Raw genomic sequence first — 16,223 nt, 5'->3', positions numbered from 1 at the left:
TACTGGGGGTCGGCCGGGGTGCAAGTGGAAGTCGAGTTCGCCGGGGTAGGGCGGGTTGCCTTGTCGACTTGATGCGATTCAACGGCTCTCAACTCTTTACAATCGCTATGCGTCGAATTGCTTCGGGCCAATAGCTTCCTACAGACGTTTAGCAACTCGTCTTGCCTGCGCAATGCCACGGAATCTCATCTTCTAAAAACCAGGTTTCATACGCGAATAGGTCGAAACACCCATCACCAGCATGATGATCAAGACCACGAAGACTTCGCGCTGCAATACTCGCAAGAGTAACTGCCCGACCTTGTGTCTAATCGCTCGTAGCGCTGCAGTCCACATCGAGACCTTCCCGCCGCGCAGTGCCATATTCGTGAAATAAAGCGTGCCCAGGAACACTACCAGCGGACTGACCCAGCGTATCCACGGCACATGACTGGCCCACGCATATGCCAGGGCTGCGGGCACGGCAGTGGGGAGTACATGGCGCAGCAACAGCAGCCCGGCACCTTGCCTGTACCAACGGCGCGGGAGTATCCGGCGGCTGAGCAGCACATCCAGCGACCCCGCGGACACCGCCACCAGGGACCAGATCTGGTAAGCCTTCATCCCCAACCAAATCACGAGCGGTATGAACAGGGGGATGACAAGCAGACCGGCCAGCCCATCCCTTTTTGCAGTTTCGGCAAACACCGAAGGCATAACAACAACCGCCAACGCGAGCCACAGGAAAAGGTACACCCCTCGAAAGCTCTCGGGCGGCAACCAATCCCGCCAGTTGTCCAGTATTTTTAGCCCGAGACGTTGAGGCAACTCTGGGTACTGGTATTCGATGGATTGCGCAATCTGAGTAAAACGTTGCCAGTCGAGGCTGGTGAGGTAGTCGGCCAATCCACGACGTCGGCTATCGCTCATGGGTTTGAATAGTAAGGCGGCGGCCTGCCCATGAATATTATCGGCGTCGAACCTGGCAAGGTCACGGCGCACGGATTCTTCCATGACCTGCATTTCGCATCGCCGGATCAGGCGATCCCAGCGCCAGTATTCACACGGCAAATTACCCTGGGCTTCGTCCCACCCCATGGCCTGGCAGACGTCGTCGAAAAAGGATGGCGACCATTGCGAGGCAGATTCGAGCCAATCCAATATGCTCTCCTCAAACTGCTGGCGGCGCTCGAAGGGAAGTAGCCAGTCGCTGGCAAGCCAGTGGCGCAAGGCGTCCATTACCTGGCGGCCTTTACCCTCGGCCAACCATTGCTGCATTTGCTCCAGGGACGGTTCTGGAGGACTGACGGTGATCAGGGTGTCGACGGACTCCAAGGGGCTGACCAGTGGGGAGTATTCTGCGGTAGGCGCGATGATGGCTAACGGGGCATCAACGACCTCCTCTTCAATCTGCGCGCGCCAGCGAGCCTCAGCCAGTGAGGTTTCATAGGCTTCACGCAGGCGCTGAAATACATCGGGATTTTCGTCCGGGCGGTGATTTTTCAACAGCCGCGCATAAGCGCGCTTGATGCTGCGTTCGTCCGCGTCCGGGGTAAGATTGAGCAATTGCCAATGGCTCATGGTGGCTTAACCCTCTCGTTCGAAATGAGCAAGGCGCTGAGTGATATCGCTGCGCGCTGCGCGTATCCGGTGCTCGTCCTGGGTGTCGAGCATTTGCTGGAAATAGTTCGCCAGCCCGGCAATATGCTCCCGGCCATCACCGAGGCTTTCCTGATACAAACGGTCCAGTCGTGCCAGCAACAGGGTATTGATCTGCTGATCGCGTGGGTGCACCTTCAGCGATTCTAGGGCGACCAGCCGCCGGGCGATTTCTTCTGCAGGCAGGACGCCAGGGTTGTTCTCGATCACTAGCCGGCGAGTGTCGCCGTTGATCGGCAAATGCACCTGAGCTTCGAGCAAGCCGTTGTTGTCGTAGGTGAAGCGCACATCCAGGGTGACTTCACCGGCCTTGCGCGGCGGCACCGGAATTTCCAACTCCCCCAGGAAAATGTTGTTATTCACCAGCCGGCTTTCGCCCTGATAGATACCCAGTTTGACCACGCTCTGGTTGTCACTGAGGGTGGACACGGTACGGGACCGGCTTACCGGCACCACCGTGTTGCGCTCGATGATCGGCAAGTAATGGCCGCTTTGGAAACCGCCACCTTGCTGTACCGACGTCTCGATGCCCAAGGTGTAGGGGCACACATCGGTGAGCACCACTTCTTCAAGGGAGGCATGGCGAGCCTGAAGCGCCGCCTGAATGGCCGCACCTTGCACGACCACTTCGTCCGGGTTGAGCTGCATCGCCGGGATTCGCCCGAACAGGGATGCGACCAGCTTGCGCACCAGCGGCATGCGTGTCGTGCCGCCCACCAACAATATTTCGTTCAGGTCCGCGACCTTGATGCGGGCATCACGCATTGCGCGTTCGATCGGCGCACGCAGGCGGTCCAGCAGGGGACGAACGATGTCAGCAAGCTCGCCTTGAGTCAGTTCAATGCTCCACTCACGCGTTTGCTCGCGAAGGGTAAAGCGTGCCGCCTGCGCCGGCCCCAAGGCATGGCGAACCCGTTGAGCTTCACGCCGCAACCGCTGTGCGATGGCAGGGAGGCTGGTGTCTGGCAGGTCAGCGGTGCCGATTTTTGCGATGAAATGCTCCACGAGCAGGTCATCGAAGTCTTCACCGCCAAGGAAGTTGTCTCCCGCGCTCGCGCGGACTTCCATCACGCCTTCGAATAGTTCCAGAATGGACACATCAAAGGTGCCACCGCCGAGGTCGAACACCAGAAAGGTCGCTTCGTTTCGCTGTTGAAGACCATAGGCCAAGGCTGCGGCGGTGGGCTCGTTGACCAGTTTTTCAATTTTCAACCCGGCCAGTTCGCCAGCAATGCGCGTCGCCTTGCGCTGAGCATCGCTGAAATACGCAGGCACGCTGATCACCGCTTCGTGAACAGGCTCGCCCAAGGCACGTTCGGCGTCAGCCTTGAGACTGCGCAGCAGCATCGCCGAGAGCTCTTCCGCGCGGTAAGCGCGTGCGCCCAGTAGCGTTTCGCGGGAGCTACCCATGTAGCGCTTGAACAGAGACGTGGTGAGGTGCGGGTGGGTGTGCAACCGCTCGCGGGCAATATCCCCGACGACCAGTTGGCCGTGGTCGTCGAGGCCAACGACGCTAGGCGTGAGAAGGTTACCCAGGGCATTGGGGAGTATCCGGGCATGTTCGCCGTCCCAGGCAGCCACGAGGCTGTTGGTGGTGCCCAGATCGATACCTATGATCACAATCACTTTTCCTTAAATGACGCGGCCGATCAGCAGAGCACTTTGGTCGCAAGGTCAGTCGTCACAGTCGTACCAGCGGTACGAAAATCCATGGCTGGAGTTATCGGCAGTGCTGGCGGCAGCTTTAACCCGACTCGAGGAAAAATGGGGACCGTCAGCAATCGGAAATGGCGCCGAAGCGAACCCGCAGAAAAGGGGACGAATTTATTATTCTAAAAATAGATCTGTCCCCTTTTTCACGCTTTTTCACGAACAGTCCCAACTGCTGACACAGCACAACGAACTGGCGGCAGACGCCTCGGGTGGCCTTGCTGTTGTCTTTTCGGAAGTTGGCGATGGTCTTGAAATCCGGCATCAAACGCCCGGTCAGCCACATCAGCTCGACGTTGCGTTGGGCTTCCCGCTCCAGGCGTCGACTCGACTGAACCCGGTTCAGATAGCCGTAGATGTAAATCTTCAACAAGATCGCGGGGTGATAAGCTGGCCGGCCCGTCACTGCCGGTATGACACCGTCAAAACCAAGTTTGGCCAGGTCGAGTTCGTTGACGAAGACGTCGACTACGCGCACCGGGTTGGTATCGCTGACGTAGTCGTCAAGACTCTCGGGAAGTAAGGTGCTTTGACCGCGATGTTCGCCTTGGATGAAGCGCTTCATTGACGATTCCTGGAGTTAAACACCTCGGAAAATCATAGCAAAGGTGTATACCGGCATAGGCTCCCTGACAGAGGCGGACTTCAGTTACCCCTCTTACTGGCGAACAATTTTTGAGGTGCTGACGATGACCCGCTTACAGGTTGTAAAGTTTGACTTAAGTGAGGTGACGAATTCTGACGAACTCCATTCCATCTTGAAAGATGCACTCGAATTCCCTGGCTGGTACGGCTGTAATTGGGATGCTTTCTGGGATGCAATTACGGGACTTGTGGAAATGCCCATACACTTGAAAATCTCAGGGTGGAATACTTTATCCAGACGTTTACCGGAGGATGCGAAGCTGATGCAAAAAATCCTTGAAGACATGAAGATCGAGTATCCAGAACTCGCACCAGATGTGGAGTTCGACTAAACGATTTTTAGGTCGACATTTGGCCGGAGCCACGTAAACCGCCAGCCTTCCTCAGGAAAATTTTCAGTAGATCCCGCACCGAGATTCTTGGCTCACTGCCGTTGGCTGCCGGCACCATCTGTTTTTACACACTCTGGGCCGATCGCTGCCTGTCTACAACACCCACTATCGGCCCCATACCTAACGAATGCCAACAAAACGTAGAAGTGTGCACCTCACCGTCAACCGTTGGGCGCCTGTACCGGGGTGGGTCAAACGCGTTGACTAAGCTTTGATTTACCGAAAATTTTTTCGGAAAATACAAGGAAGGTGCGGCATGACTTTCTTAAAGTTCGGAATGATCGCCTCGTTGATTTTTCTCGCTGGATGCGCAAGCAGTAGCGCTTATCAACCGCCATCTGTGCCGGCAAACGCCGTCACGTTAAATGACGAGCAAATCCACGGCACGTTAATGAACAAGAAGCTGTATGGCACCACTCGGGAGGGCAGTCGTCCGTATTCGATTTTGTTTTCGCCCGATGGAACGGACATTTTTCAAATGGCACCTGACCCTCCCGAGAAGGAACGCTGGACACTTAACGAGGGTGTTGTTTGCGTCATACCCAAAGGCTACCCAACGGAATGCAGCCAGGTGAAAGTAGCTAATAATGAGTTCTGGTTTGTTGATCCAAAAAGCGGGCGGGTCAATGCGCATTTGAAACTCAATCCGTGACGCGAGGCAGGTCCACGGGGGCTCCGGCTGGAGCGGCACCGTCCTCTCTGGCTCTTTTCGCGAGCAGGCTCGCTCCTACAGGTGAGTGTTTGGCGTTTTTAAACGTCGATGTGGGGTTTGTGTTTAAACGTCCTCAGGCTTTCTTCCAGAAAGCCACAAAACCTTGCGCCGTTGCCTACGGTTACGCCAGAATCCGCCGGCTTGTGCGTCTTGGGGCTGGGTTCTATTGTTTGCCGGTCGCTGAAAAAAACAGCGATCGGGTTTGGTAGCCCGGCCACCACAAGGCGCACAGCGTCACCTTTTGCAGGTGCTTTTCGACACCTGTTTTATGGTGGCCATGCGCAGGGCGCCTTCGGGCGCGCCGGGTTTGCCTTGTGTGCCGGTCTACCAACCTTCGTATGGTCACCACCCTTCGTTTGGTAGCAAGGGTGATGACTCCTTTAAATACACAAGGAGTTTCATCATGATCAAACCCACGCCGAATCCGCCAGAAACCGATCCCACGTCACCCTACGAACCCGATCCAAAGACTCTCAACGACGCCGCCGAGCGCGCGCTCAACTCCCACTTCCCCTCGACGGCCGACATCAAGGCCACGCCGCGCACAGTCAGCACGCTGTTTACGGTAGACCCCGAGGTCAAGACTGAAACCCTGATGGTGTATCTGGTGGAGACGCTGGCCTCGGTGGATGTGATGGTGCATCAATTGGTCGATCATCTGGAGGGTGGCGACCGCAATGCGCTGCTGGGCATTTCCAACAGCATCATGCTGGCGGAGATCACGGCGAACCGCGTACTGGATCAGATTGACCCGCCGCAATGATCCGCTAATTGACGAAGGACCAAAAAAAAACCACCCCGACACCTTCAATGCCGGGGTGGCTCATCAGTACTTCGCTATTTCACTTCAAGTCGAACCGATCCAGGTTCATCACCTTGGTCCACGCTGCCACGAAGTCCTTGACCAATTTCTCCTGGCCGCCGGCGCTGGCATAAACTTCGGCCAGCGCCCGCAGTTGAGAGTTGGAGCCAAAGACCAGATCGACCCGCGTCGCGGTCCATTTCTGTTGCCCGGTCTTGCGGTCTGTTCCGGTGAATTCCTCATTGGCCTCCGACACCGGTTTCCATTCCACGCCCATGTCCAGCAGGTTGGTGAAGAAATCATTGGTCAGCGCTTCCGGGCGGCTGGTGAAGACGCCGTGGGCGGTTTTGCCGACGTTGGTGTTGAGCACACGCATGCCGCCAATGAGCGCAGTCATTTCCGGTGCGGTGAGCGTCAACAATTGCGCCTTGTCGATCAGCAACTTTTCCGCCGGGACGGTGTAACGGCCCTTGAGGTAGTTGCGGAAACCATCGGCGATGGGTTCAAGGAAGCCGAAAGACTCGACATCGGTCTGCTCCTGGCTCGCATCCATTCGCCCGGGTGTGAAAGGCACCGTGACGGTGTGTCCGGCATTTTTCGCTGCCTGCTCGACCCCGGCACAACCGGCCAGCACGATCAGGTCAGCCAGCGAGACTTTCTTGCCGCCGGCGTTGAACTCCTTCTGGATACCTTCGAGTTTTTCCAGCACACCCGAGAGTTGTTCCGGCTGATTGGCCTGCCAGAATTTCTGTGGCGCCAGACGCAGGCGCCCGCCGTTGGCACCGCCGCGTTTGTCGGAGCCGCGGAAGGTCGACGCCGCCGCCCAGGCTGTGGAAACAAGCTGCGACACCGACAGACCCGAGGCCAGCAGTTTGCTCTTCAACGCAGCGACATCACTGTCATTGACCAGCTCATGATCGACCGCTGGAATCGGGTCTTGCCACAGCAGTTCTTCGTTGGGCATTTCCGGGCCGAGGTAGCGCGAAAGCGGCCCCATGTCACGGTGGATCAGTTTGTACCAGGCGCGGGCAAAGGCGTCGGCCAGTTGGTCGGGGTTCTCCAGGAAGCGCCGTGAAATCGGCTCGTAGATCGGGTCGAAGCGTAGCGCCAGGTCGGTGGTCAGCATGGTGGGATCACGCCGTTTGGACGGATCGTGGGCATCCGGGATGATGCCGGCGCCTGCTCCATTTTTTGGCTTCCACTGATGCGCGCCAGCAGGGCTCTTGGTCAGTTCCCACTCGAAGCCGAACACGTTCTCCAGGAAGTTGTTGCTCCATTGGGTCGGGGTCGTTGTCCAGGTGACTTCCAGGCCGCTGGTAATGGTGTCGGGGCCTTTACCGGTACCGAACTTGTTCCGCCAGCCCAGCCCTTGCTCTTCCAGGCCGGCCGCTTCGGGCTCGGCCCCGACATTGTCCGCGGGACCCGCGCCGTGGGTTTTGCCGAAGGCGTGACCACCGGCGATCAGGGCCACGGTTTCTTCATCGTTCATCGCCATGCGACCGAAGGTTTCGCGAATGTCCAGGCCGGCGGCGACCGGATCCGGATTGGCTTCGGGGCCTTCCGGGTTCACATAGATCAGGCCCATTTGCACAGCGGCCAGCGGGTTTTCCAGATTGCGGCCAGGCTCGACACGGCTGTCTTCGTTTTCCCCAGGCTCGGCAACGAGCGGGCCTTCACCGGGTTTCTGCATCGGTTGATCGTTTTTGCCGTAACGGGTATCACCGGCCAGCCATTTGCTTTCCGAACCCCAATACACATCTTCGTCCGGTTCCCAGACGTCCGGGCGGCCACCGGAAAAACCAAATGTCTTGAAGCCCATCGACTCCAGCGCCACGTTGCCGGTGAGCACGATCAGGTCGGCCCAGGAAATGTTGCGGCCGTATTTTTGCTTGATCGGCCAGAGGAGCCGGCGAGCCTTGTCGAGGCTGACGTTATCCGGCCAGCTGTTGAGCGGTGCAAAGCGTTGCTGGCCCGAGCCGGCACCACCGCGCCCGTCACCGGTGCGATAGGTGCCGGCGGAGTGCCAGGCCATGCGCACAAAGAGCGGGCCATAGTGGCCGAAGTCGGCGGGCCACCAATCTTGCGAGTCGGTCATCAGTGCCGTCAGGTCTCTTTTGACGGCTGCAAAGTCCAGCTGCTTGAAGGCTTCGGCATAGTTGAAGTCTTCGTCCATGGGATCGGAGAGGGACGAGTGCTGGTGCAGGATCTTCAGATTCAGTTGATTCGGCCACCAGTCGCGGTTGGTTGTGCCACCGCCGGCGGCCTGATGAAACGGGCATTTCGATTCAGTTGCCATGTGTGAGCTACCCTCGGTCGTGTCATTCAGCTGACCGCCCCGGTTGTGGTCGGACAGCGGTGATTGAAATCAATGACTCAGGCTTGCGGCCGTGCAATACGATCTTCTGATCGATCTGGCCTTGCGGGTATTCTGAACACAGGCAACGCAATTGCCGACAGGATGACCCACGGTACGCCCAGTCAGTTGCAGACTCGTTCTTATCTCGTTATCAGGTCTTGGCCGGCCAGATGGCACCGGCGTTAGATAATGCTAGTCGCCCCTTGGTAAGTCAGCTAATAGCCGCAGTATTGGCAGCCGATAGGCGAAATCTTTCAGGGCGAGGCGTTTTGCAAAAGCCGTCAGGCCTTGACCCAGCGTTGACGGCTCCAGCTGCTCAACGTATCGACAGCGAATACCAGTAATAGCATGGCCAGGATGACTGTGCTGGCCTGAGCCTCTTGAAACAGGCTGAGACTGACGTACAGCATCTGTCCCAGACCACCGGCACCGACGAATCCGAGCACACTGGCCATGCGGATGTTGTTTTCCCAGCGATACAGAATGTAGGCCACCATTTGCGGCCACAGGTTGGGCAGCGTGCCGTAACAGAACGCCCATATCGCGTTGCCACCTTGCTGGCGGATCGCTTCGGCAGGTTGCGCCGGGGTGTTTTCCAGCGCTTCGGCGAACAGCCGGCCGAGTACTCCGGTGGTGTGCAGGGCCAGCGCCAGGGTGCCGGCATTGGGACCGAGCCCGGCCGCCAGCACCATCAACGCCGCCCACACCAGTTCCGGTACTGCGCGCAGGGCGTTGAGCACCAGGCGTGACGCGCTCTGCAACGGCCAGCCGAACCGTCCCGCCGCCGGCAATGCCAACATCAGGCCGAATACCGCCGCGAGCAAGGTGCCCAAAGCCGACATGGCGATGGTTTCCACTGCGCCATGACCGATGGCTTGCAGGTGAGTTGGGCTCAAGTCCGGGCTGAGGAAACGCCGGGCATAATCGGCCATGCGCCCGAAATTGCCGGTGGCGCCGAGTTCGCCGAGGTCGATACCCAGGTAGACGAAAGAGGCGATGGCCGCGGCGACGATGCCCAGCAAAAGCGCCAGGTTGATCAAGCGATTCATGCCAGCCTCCAGCGCAGCAAACGGCTGAGTTGATCGGCGAACAGCACCAGCACCAGGAACGTCAGTAACAGACTGGCGACTTCACCGCCGGCGAACATGCGCAACGACAGGTCCATTTGCTGGCCGAGGCCCCCGGCACCGACAAACCCCATCACCACCGAGGCGCGGATCGCGCATTCCCAGCGGTACACCGTGTACGACAACAACTCCGCCGCGACATTGGGCACAATCCCGTAGACGAAGGCCGCGAGGCGACCACTGCCGGCTTGCAGCAACGCATGGGCGGGGCGCTGGTCCACCGACTCGTAGATCTCCGCGTAGACCTTGCCCAACATGCCGCTGTAGGTAATGGCAATGGCCAGGACCCCGGCCGTCGGCCCGAGGCCCACGGCACGCACGAACAACAGCGCCCAGACGATCTCCGGCACGCTGCGCAGGAAGATCAGCAAGCCGCGCACCGGCCAGCGCAGCCATTGGCCCCAGGAATCGGGACGCCCTGCGCGGGACGCCGCCGACAACGACAACGCCCGGCTGGCCAACAGGCTGGCGGGCACGGCCAGCATTAGCGCCAGTGCCATGCCCGCCGTGGCGATGGCCAGGGTTTGCAGGGTGGCTTGCAGGAGCAACTGGAAGAATTCTTCGCCATGGGCCGGTGGCCAGAACGCCGAGACAAAACGGCCCATCTCGCTTTGGCTGTCGCTGGCCACCAGCACGCTCAAATCCAGTTCACTGAAGTGAATGCCTGGCCACAGCAAGGCAATGACCAATAGCGTCAGCAGCAGACGCGGTCGGGCGGCCGGGTCTCGGGTATCGCGTTTCAGCATCGAGGAATCTGCACAACCAGAGGGACCGGTGGGACCGGAGGGGAAAGCAACTGTTCGTTGGCGTAGAGCCTGTCGAGCAGTTCGCGGTCGACGGCGCTGGCCGGCAGGTCGAACATAATCTGTCCGTCGCGCAAGCCGATGATCCGTGAAAAATGCGCCAGGGCCAGTTCCACTGCATGCAGGCTGGCGACCAGCGTGACGTTGTGTTCCCGTGCATGACGGCACAGCACTGACAGGGTGTGTTCGGCCAGTACCGGGTCCATCGCCGACACCGGCTCATCGGCCAGCAACACCTCGGGCGCCTGATACAGCACGCGCGCAATGCCCACGCGCTGAAGCTGGCCGCCGGACAGTTGCTGGCATTGGGCGAACAACTTGTCGCCCAGGTCCAGCCTGGCCAACGCCGCCCGTGCGCCGGCGACATCCAGCGGATGCAGCAGGTTCATCAGGCTTTTGCCCAGGCCCCACTGGCCAATTTTGCCGGCCAGCACCGCCGTGACCACCCGTTGGCGCGGCGGCAGCGGCGGCGACTGGTGGACCAGGCCGATTCGCGCGCGCAAGCGTTGGCGTTGGCGGGCAGACAGTTGCCACGCACGTTCGCCGAGCAGTTGAAGCTCGCCGCTGCTCGGTTGCAGGGCGGTGCCCAGCAGATTGAGCAGGCTCGATTTACCCGCACCGGACGGGCCGATGATGGCGACCTGTTCGCTCGCCGCGATGTGCAAGTCCACGTTATGCAGCGCGTGGATGCCATTGGTATGGGTCAGGTTGACCCGGGTCAGCTGCAGGGTCATTTGAGCAGGTCGGCAGCGCGCGCGGCTTCCTCGATGCCCTTGTAGTTATCCGGGCTGGTTTCGATGAAACGGCTGGCGGCCTGCAGGTCGAGAATGGCCTTGTCCGCCGGTTTTGCCGGATCGAGGGCCAGGAACGCTGCCTTGATTTTCGCGGCCAGTGCCGGGTCGAGGGTGCCGCGCACGGTCCAGTTGTAATCGAAATAGGTGGGCGTGGTGGCAAACACTTTGACTTTGTTGGTATCGACTTTGCCGGCAGCAACCAGTTTTTCCCAGACGCTGGCGTTGAGCACGCCGGCATCGACTTTGCCGGCCTGGACCCAGGCAACCGTGGCGTCATGGGCGCCGGAATAGCCGACGCGGCTGAAATAAGTTTCCGGCTTGATGCCGTCCTTGAGCATGAAGTAGCGCGGCATCAGACTGCCGGACGTGGACGACACCGATCCGAAGGCGAAGGTCTTGCCCTTGAGGTCGGCGAGGGATTTGACGGCCGGGTCCGCGGTGATGAATTTGCTGGTGAACTGCGCGTCCTGTTCACGCTGGACCAGGGGAATGGCGTTGCCGGTTTTCAAACGGGCCTGGACGAATGTGAACCCGCCAAGCCAGGCCAGGTCGATTCGGTCCGTGGCCAGCGCTTCGACCACCGCCGGGTAGTCACTGACAGGCACGAACTCGACTTTCATACCCAACTGTTGTTCCAGATAAGCGCCCAGTGGCTTGAACTTGCGCAGCAATTCGGTCGGGGCTTCGTCAGGAATGGCGCTGACTTTAAGGGTGTCGGCGGCCTGCGCCAGCAAGCTGCTGATGGACAGGGTCAAGCCGACGGCCAGTGCCAGGGTACGCATGAGCATGAAAGTTCTCCGTTTCATTCACTACAAAAAAAGGCGCTGCGTCCCGCATGGGCGGTGAGTGGCATGGCGCAGTGTGAGGGTAGCCGAAACGGAGGGTGAGCATGAACTCCTGCTTTGCACTCAGTTAGTTTGATCAGGCCGACCGGCGACCTGAAAGGACCGCCAGACGCCAGCGATCAAACGTCAATAAACATCCCGCAGGTAGCGTTTTTGCTCGCTCATCTGCCGCCAGTAATCGGCGGCGCAGTCCGCGCCAAGTCCGCCATGCTGTTGCGCAACCTGGCGCAAGGCCCGGTCGACGTCCTTGGCCATCTGGCTGGCATCGCCGCAGACGTACACCTGCGCGCCTTCCTGCAACCAGCGCCACAGTTCGGCGCCTTGTTCGCGAATGCGGTCCTGCACGTAGATTTTTTGCGCCTGATCGCGGGAAAACGCCAGGCTCAATCGGGTCAACAAGCCATCGCGCTGCATGCCCTGCAATTCGTCGCGGTAGTAGAAGTCGCTGGCGGCATGTTGCTCGCCAAAAAACAGCCAGTTATGGCCCTGATCACCCCGTGCCCGACGCTCCTGCAGAAAGGCGCGAAAGGGCGCCACGCCGGTGCCGGGGCCGATCATGATCATCGGTACATCCCCATCGACCGGCGTGCGGAAGTGCTTGGACGGCTGGACGAAAACCGGCACATGGCCGTTTTGCGCGCGGTCGGCAAGAAACGTCGAGGACACGCCTTTGCGTTTGCCATAGCGCACGGCGGCGACGGTGAGGTGCACTTCCTGCGGGTGCGCCTTGGGGCTGGACGCGATGGAATACAGGCGCGGTTGCAGGCGCTTGAAGGTGCTGAGCAGTTCGCTGGCCGAGCAATCGACCGGAAAGGCTTGCAGCACGTCCGCCAGTTGCCGGCCCCACAGCCAGTCTTTGAGCTCAGCCTTGCGCTCGCTGCCCAGCAGTTGTTTCAGTGCGGGATTGGCACTGCGTTCGGCAATCAATGCCAGCGTTTCCTGGCTGGGGCGAGCGATTTCCAGATGCTCGGTCAGGGCCTGGTGCAACGGCACCTCACCGAGCTTGTCGAGGGTGACGGTGGCGTCGGCGCTCATGCCCGTCAGTTCGAGCAATTCGTCGACCAGTTCAGGGCAGTTGCGCGGGTAGACCCCCAGTGCGTCGCCCGCCTCGTAGCTGAGGCCAGAGTCCGCCAGGTCCAGGGAAAACATGCGGGTTTCCTTGTTGTTGCTCTGGCGGTTGAGGTGAAGATTGGTCAGCAGTCGCGAGGCATGCGGTCGGGTCTTGCAGGGTGCCTCGACCGTGCTGGGCGCTACGATAATGGCCGGCTCGTCGATCACCGAAGGCGCAGGCTTGAGGACTTTGTGCAATTGAGCGAGCCAGTTGTCGGCACGCTCTTCGAACTCAGTGTCGCAATCGACCCGCTCGAGCAGGCGGGTAGCGCCCAGCTCCTGCAGGCGTTGATCGAGTTGCTTGCCGTGCTGGCAGAACTGGTCGTAGTTCGGGTCACCCAAAGCCAAAACCGCAAAACGCAGGGATTCAAGGCGCAGTTGGGCATTATTGAGGGTGTGCCAGAAACCTTCGCCATTGTCCGGTGGGTCGCCATCGCCGAAGGTGCTGCTGATCAGCGCCAGGTTGGCGGTAGTCGTCAGTTTGCTGGCTGGAAAGTCAGCCATCGGGCTCAGCTCCACGGCTATCCCGTCGTCACGCAGGCGCTTGGCAAAGCGCTCGGCCAGTGCCTCGGCATTGCCGGTTTGCGAGGCCCACAACAGGGTCAGCGCGGGTGTGCGGTCTGCCGCAACCGGGGTCGCTGGCGCCGGGCTGTCGGCCAGTTCGACGCGACTGAACAACCCACCCAGCACACCGTCAAGCCATAGCCGGGTAGTCGCAGCCAGTGGCGCGTTGGCCGGCATGACCGGTACGCCAGCGATCTGGCGGCCCGCGGTGGATTGCAGGCCACTGACAAAACCGGCGAGGTAGGTGCGTTCGTTATCGCTGAGTGACGGGGAGGGCAGGCTGCGAATGCCCGCGAGATCGGCGAAGGTCTCGATGCTCGACATGACGAGTTCCTCGGAGAGTGTGCAAGCGGGGAGTGGGGCGGTGGCCGGTGCAGGCGAATCGAGAAATTGATGGTTGATCAGTTCGACTCGTTGCAGGGCAACGGCACAAAACTTGAATTCCGGTTGCAGGGAGATCGGGTCGACGGCATCGCTGGTGACCGCGTTGATGGCCAGGTTGTCGCCAAACACATCGTTCCAGTGGAAAGGCGCGAAGCAATTGCCCTCGCGCACCCGTTCGGTCACCACCGCCGGCAATACTGCGCGGCCGCGCAGCGAGCGCACTTCGACCGGGTCCTTGTCCTTGATGCCCAGGCGAGCGGCATCTTCAGGATGAATCTCGATGAACGGCCCAGGGTTGAGTTTGTTCAGGGTGTCGACTTTGCCGGTCTTTGTGAGGGTGTGCCACTGATGCTGCAAGCGACCGGTATTGAGCACGAACGGAAAGGTTTCATCGGGCATCTCTGCCGGTGACAGGTGCGGGCGGGCGAAGAACTTGCCCTTGCCGTTCGCGCTCGGGAACACGATGGCGGGTCGGCTGCCGTCGGCTTCCAGCTTGAGTGCCTGGCTTACGCCGTCATTCACATAGCGGATCGGGTTGCGTATATCGGCGCTGGCGTCGGCACACGGCCATTGCAACGACTGTTCGCGCAGACGGGCATGACTGGCGCCACGCATGTCGTAACCGGTCTGCGGATTCCAGGCGCGTTTGATCTCTTCGAACACCTCATTGGCGTCGGTGTAGCTGAAGGCCTCGGCGAAGCCCATTTCGCACGCCACCCTGGCAATGATTTGCCAGTCGGGCAGGGTTTCGCCGGGCGCCTGCACGGCTTGTTGCATCAGCGTCAGGTTGCGTTCGGAGTTGATCATCACGCCCTCCGCCTCGGCCCATAACGCACCCGGCAGAAGGATATCGGCGTAGCGATTGGTCTCGGTGTCGAGAAAGGCGTCCTGGGTGATTACCAGTTCAGCGGCCTGCAAGCCTTCGATCACTTTCTGGCGATTGGGCACGGACGCTACCGGGTTAGTGCAGATGATCCAGCAGGCCTTGATCTGCCCGGCGCTCATCTGTTCGAACATCGCCACGGTGCCGGCACCGGCTGCGCGCGGCAGGCTGTTGTGGGGGATGTTCCACAAATCCTCGATGAATGCGCGATCCGCCTCCACCAGCAGAGAGCGCTGGCCGGGCAGGCCTGGTCCCATGTAGCCCATCTCGCGGCCGCCCATGGCATTTGGTTGACCGGTCAGGGAAAACGGCCCACTGCCCGGGCGGCAGATCGCGCCGGTGGCCAGGTGCAGGTTGCACAGGGCATTGGTGTTCCAGGTACCGTGGGTGCTTTGGTTCAGGCCCATGGTCCAGCAGCTCATCCACTCGGCGGCTTCGCCGATCCATTGCGCAGCCTGACGGATGTCCGCTTCGGGCAGGCCGGTGATTTCTGCGACGGCATCCGGCGAATAGTCCTCTAGGAAACCGGGCATCGCCTCCCAGCCTTCGGTGAAGGTGGCGATGAAGGCCGGGTCGGTGTGGCCGTTTTTCACCAGCAGGTGCAGCAGGCCATTGAGCAAGGCCAGGTCGGTGCCGGGTTTGATTTGCAGATACAGATCGGCCTTGTCCGCCGTGGCGCTGCGCCGTGGATCGACCACGATCAGTCGGGCGCCGGCCTTGACCCGATCCATCATGCGCAGGAACAGGATCGGATGACAGTCGGCCATGTTGGCGCCGATCACGAAAAACAGATTCGAACGGTCAAAATCCTGATAGGAACCCGGCGGCCCGTCGGCGCCGAGCGACAGCTTGTAGCCGCTGCTGGCGCTGGCCATGCACAAGCGCGAGTTGGACTCGATATTGGCGGTGCGGACAAAACCCTTGGCCAGTTTGGTAATCAGGTACTGGGCTTCAAGCGACATCTGCCCCGACACGTAGAACGACAGCGCATCGGGACCGTGGTTATCCAGAATGGTGCGCAGACGGGTCGCCGTCTCAGTGATGGCCGAATCCATTGCCATACGCACCGGATCTCGACTGCGTTCCTGGCGCAGGTAGGCATTTTCCATGCGCCCCGATTCGGCAATGGCCTTGCCGCATGTCGTGCCTTTGGTGCACAGCCGGCCGAAGTTGGCCGGATGGCTTTTGTCACCCGTGACTTTGACCACTCGGTTGTCTTCGACGTGCATGACGATGCCGCAGCCCACGCCACAATAGGGACACACACTGCGCACGGTTTTATTTGCCATCCTCGCCCCTCGAATCTCTACCGGCACCTGAGCGGTGCGCAAACGCAAAAGGCGCCATGCGGCCCTCCGTAAAAAACGGGGGCTACACGGCGCCTTTGTCGTATAGGTGCAATCAGCGTTGACTGCGTTTGAGGTACTTAGCAAACAGCGCGCCAGAATGTCCGGGGCC

11 protein-coding genes and 1 pseudogene are annotated in these 16,223 nt (G+C 60.1%); 3 read left to right on the top strand and 9 right to left on the bottom strand.

Going from position 1 to position 16,223, the window contains the following annotated elements:
• Nucleotides 1–192: 192 nt before the first annotated feature.
• From D8V06_RS18980 to D8V06_RS18970, 3 genes and pseudogenes are all read right to left on the bottom strand, one after another.
• A complete protein-coding gene (locus tag D8V06_RS18980) occupies nt 193–1,560 on the bottom strand; it encodes a J domain-containing protein (RefSeq protein WP_130931532.1) in 1,368 nt (455 codons plus the stop codon).
• Between the two features lie 6 nt (nt 1,561–1,566).
• Complete coding sequence (locus D8V06_RS18975; protein WP_130931531.1) at nt 1,567–3,258, bottom strand: molecular chaperone HscC; 1,692 nt, start codon at nt 3,256–3,258, stop codon at nt 1,567–1,569.
• A gap of 250 nt (nt 3,259–3,508) precedes the next feature.
• Nucleotides 3,509–3,913: pseudogene (locus tag D8V06_RS18970) on the bottom strand (transposase); the annotation flags it as partial.
• A gap of 124 nt (nt 3,914–4,037) precedes the next feature.
• Between D8V06_RS18970 and D8V06_RS18965 the strand changes: the two are divergent.
• From D8V06_RS18965 to D8V06_RS18955, 3 genes are all read left to right on the top strand, one after another.
• Nucleotides 4,038–4,325 carry a barstar family protein gene (locus tag D8V06_RS18965; protein WP_130904651.1) on the top strand — a complete coding sequence of 96 codons (288 nt, stop codon included), beginning with the start codon at nt 4,038–4,040 and terminating at the stop codon, nt 4,323–4,325.
• A gap of 316 nt (nt 4,326–4,641) precedes the next feature.
• Nucleotides 4,642–5,037: a hypothetical protein gene (locus D8V06_RS18960; protein WP_130904652.1), complete on the top strand. Its 396-nt coding sequence runs from the start codon at nt 4,642–4,644 to the stop codon at nt 5,035–5,037.
• A gap of 463 nt (nt 5,038–5,500) precedes the next feature.
• Nucleotides 5,501–5,860: a DUF6124 family protein gene (locus tag D8V06_RS18955; RefSeq protein WP_130906624.1), complete on the top strand. Its 360-nt coding sequence runs from the start codon at nt 5,501–5,503 to the stop codon at nt 5,858–5,860.
• 79 nt (nt 5,861–5,939) lie between these two features.
• Here D8V06_RS18955 and katG read toward each other — a convergent pair whose 3' ends face one another.
• From katG to D8V06_RS18925, 6 genes are all read right to left on the bottom strand, one after another.
• Nucleotides 5,940–8,195 (bottom strand): catalase/peroxidase HPI, encoded by a 2,256-nt coding sequence (gene katG / locus D8V06_RS18950; RefSeq protein WP_130906623.1) that lies wholly within the window; start codon nt 8,193–8,195, stop codon nt 5,940–5,942.
• Nucleotides 8,196–8,536: 341 nt separating this feature from the next.
• Nucleotides 8,537–9,304, bottom strand: coding sequence for a phosphonate ABC transporter, permease protein PhnE (phnE, locus tag D8V06_RS18945; protein WP_130931530.1), 768 nt, complete (start codon nt 9,302–9,304; stop codon nt 8,537–8,539).
• Nucleotides 9,301–10,128 (bottom strand): ABC transporter permease, encoded by an 828-nt coding sequence (locus D8V06_RS18940; protein ID WP_130906621.1) that lies wholly within the window; start codon nt 10,126–10,128, stop codon nt 9,301–9,303. Before D8V06_RS18940 ends, phnE begins: the two co-directional genes overlap by 4 nt.
• Nucleotides 10,122–10,919 (bottom strand): ATP-binding cassette domain-containing protein, encoded by a 798-nt coding sequence (locus D8V06_RS18935; protein ID WP_130904656.1) that lies wholly within the window; start codon nt 10,917–10,919, stop codon nt 10,122–10,124. Before D8V06_RS18935 ends, D8V06_RS18940 begins: the two co-directional genes overlap by 7 nt.
• A complete protein-coding gene (locus D8V06_RS18930; protein WP_130931529.1) occupies nt 10,916–11,767 on the bottom strand; it encodes a putative selenate ABC transporter substrate-binding protein in 852 nt (283 codons plus the stop codon). Before D8V06_RS18930 ends, D8V06_RS18935 begins: the two co-directional genes overlap by 4 nt.
• A gap of 183 nt (nt 11,768–11,950) precedes the next feature.
• The gene (locus D8V06_RS18925) at nt 11,951–16,054 is read right to left on the bottom strand and encodes a bifunctional nitrate reductase/sulfite reductase flavoprotein subunit alpha (RefSeq protein WP_130931528.1); all 4,104 of its coding nucleotides are present in this window, start codon (nt 16,052–16,054) and stop codon (nt 11,951–11,953) included.
• Between the last annotated feature and the right edge of the window lie 169 nt (nt 16,055–16,223).

Origin of the sequence: Pseudomonas sp. Sample_24 (assembly GCF_004307605.1) — a bacterium.
In the GTDB taxonomy this organism is placed as follows: Bacteria; Pseudomonadota; Gammaproteobacteria; order Pseudomonadales; family Pseudomonadaceae; genus Aquipseudomonas.
This window is presented reverse-complemented; position numbering and strand designations above follow the sequence as displayed.

Bases quoted from the DNA above. Each gene is read 5' to 3' on its own strand.
- D8V06_RS18940 (WP_130906621.1), bottom strand. From the start codon at position 10,128: ATGCTGAAACGCGATACCCGAGACCCGGCCGCCCGACCGCGTCTGCTG.
- D8V06_RS18935 (WP_130904656.1), bottom strand. From the start codon at position 10,919: ATGACCCTGCAGCTGACCCGGGTCAACCTGACCCATACCAATGGCATC.
- katG (WP_130906623.1), bottom strand. From the start codon at position 8,195: ATGGCAACTGAATCGAAATGCCCGTTTCATCAGGCCGCCGGCGGTGGC.
- D8V06_RS18925 (WP_130931528.1), bottom strand. From the start codon at position 16,054: ATGGCAAATAAAACCGTGCGCAGTGTGTGTCCCTATTGTGGCGTGGGC.
- D8V06_RS18930 (WP_130931529.1), bottom strand. From the start codon at position 11,767: ATGCTCATGCGTACCCTGGCACTGGCCGTCGGCTTGACCCTGTCCATC.
- D8V06_RS18965 (WP_130904651.1), top strand. From the start codon at position 4,038: ATGACCCGCTTACAGGTTGTAAAGTTTGACTTAAGTGAGGTGACGAAT.
- phnE (WP_130931530.1), bottom strand. From the start codon at position 9,304: ATGAATCGCTTGATCAACCTGGCGCTTTTGCTGGGCATCGTCGCCGCG.
- D8V06_RS18980 (WP_130931532.1), bottom strand. From the start codon at position 1,560: ATGAGCCATTGGCAATTGCTCAATCTTACCCCGGACGCGGACGAACGC.
- D8V06_RS18955 (WP_130906624.1), top strand. From the start codon at position 5,501: ATGATCAAACCCACGCCGAATCCGCCAGAAACCGATCCCACGTCACCC.
- D8V06_RS18960 (WP_130904652.1), top strand. From the start codon at position 4,642: ATGACTTTCTTAAAGTTCGGAATGATCGCCTCGTTGATTTTTCTCGCT.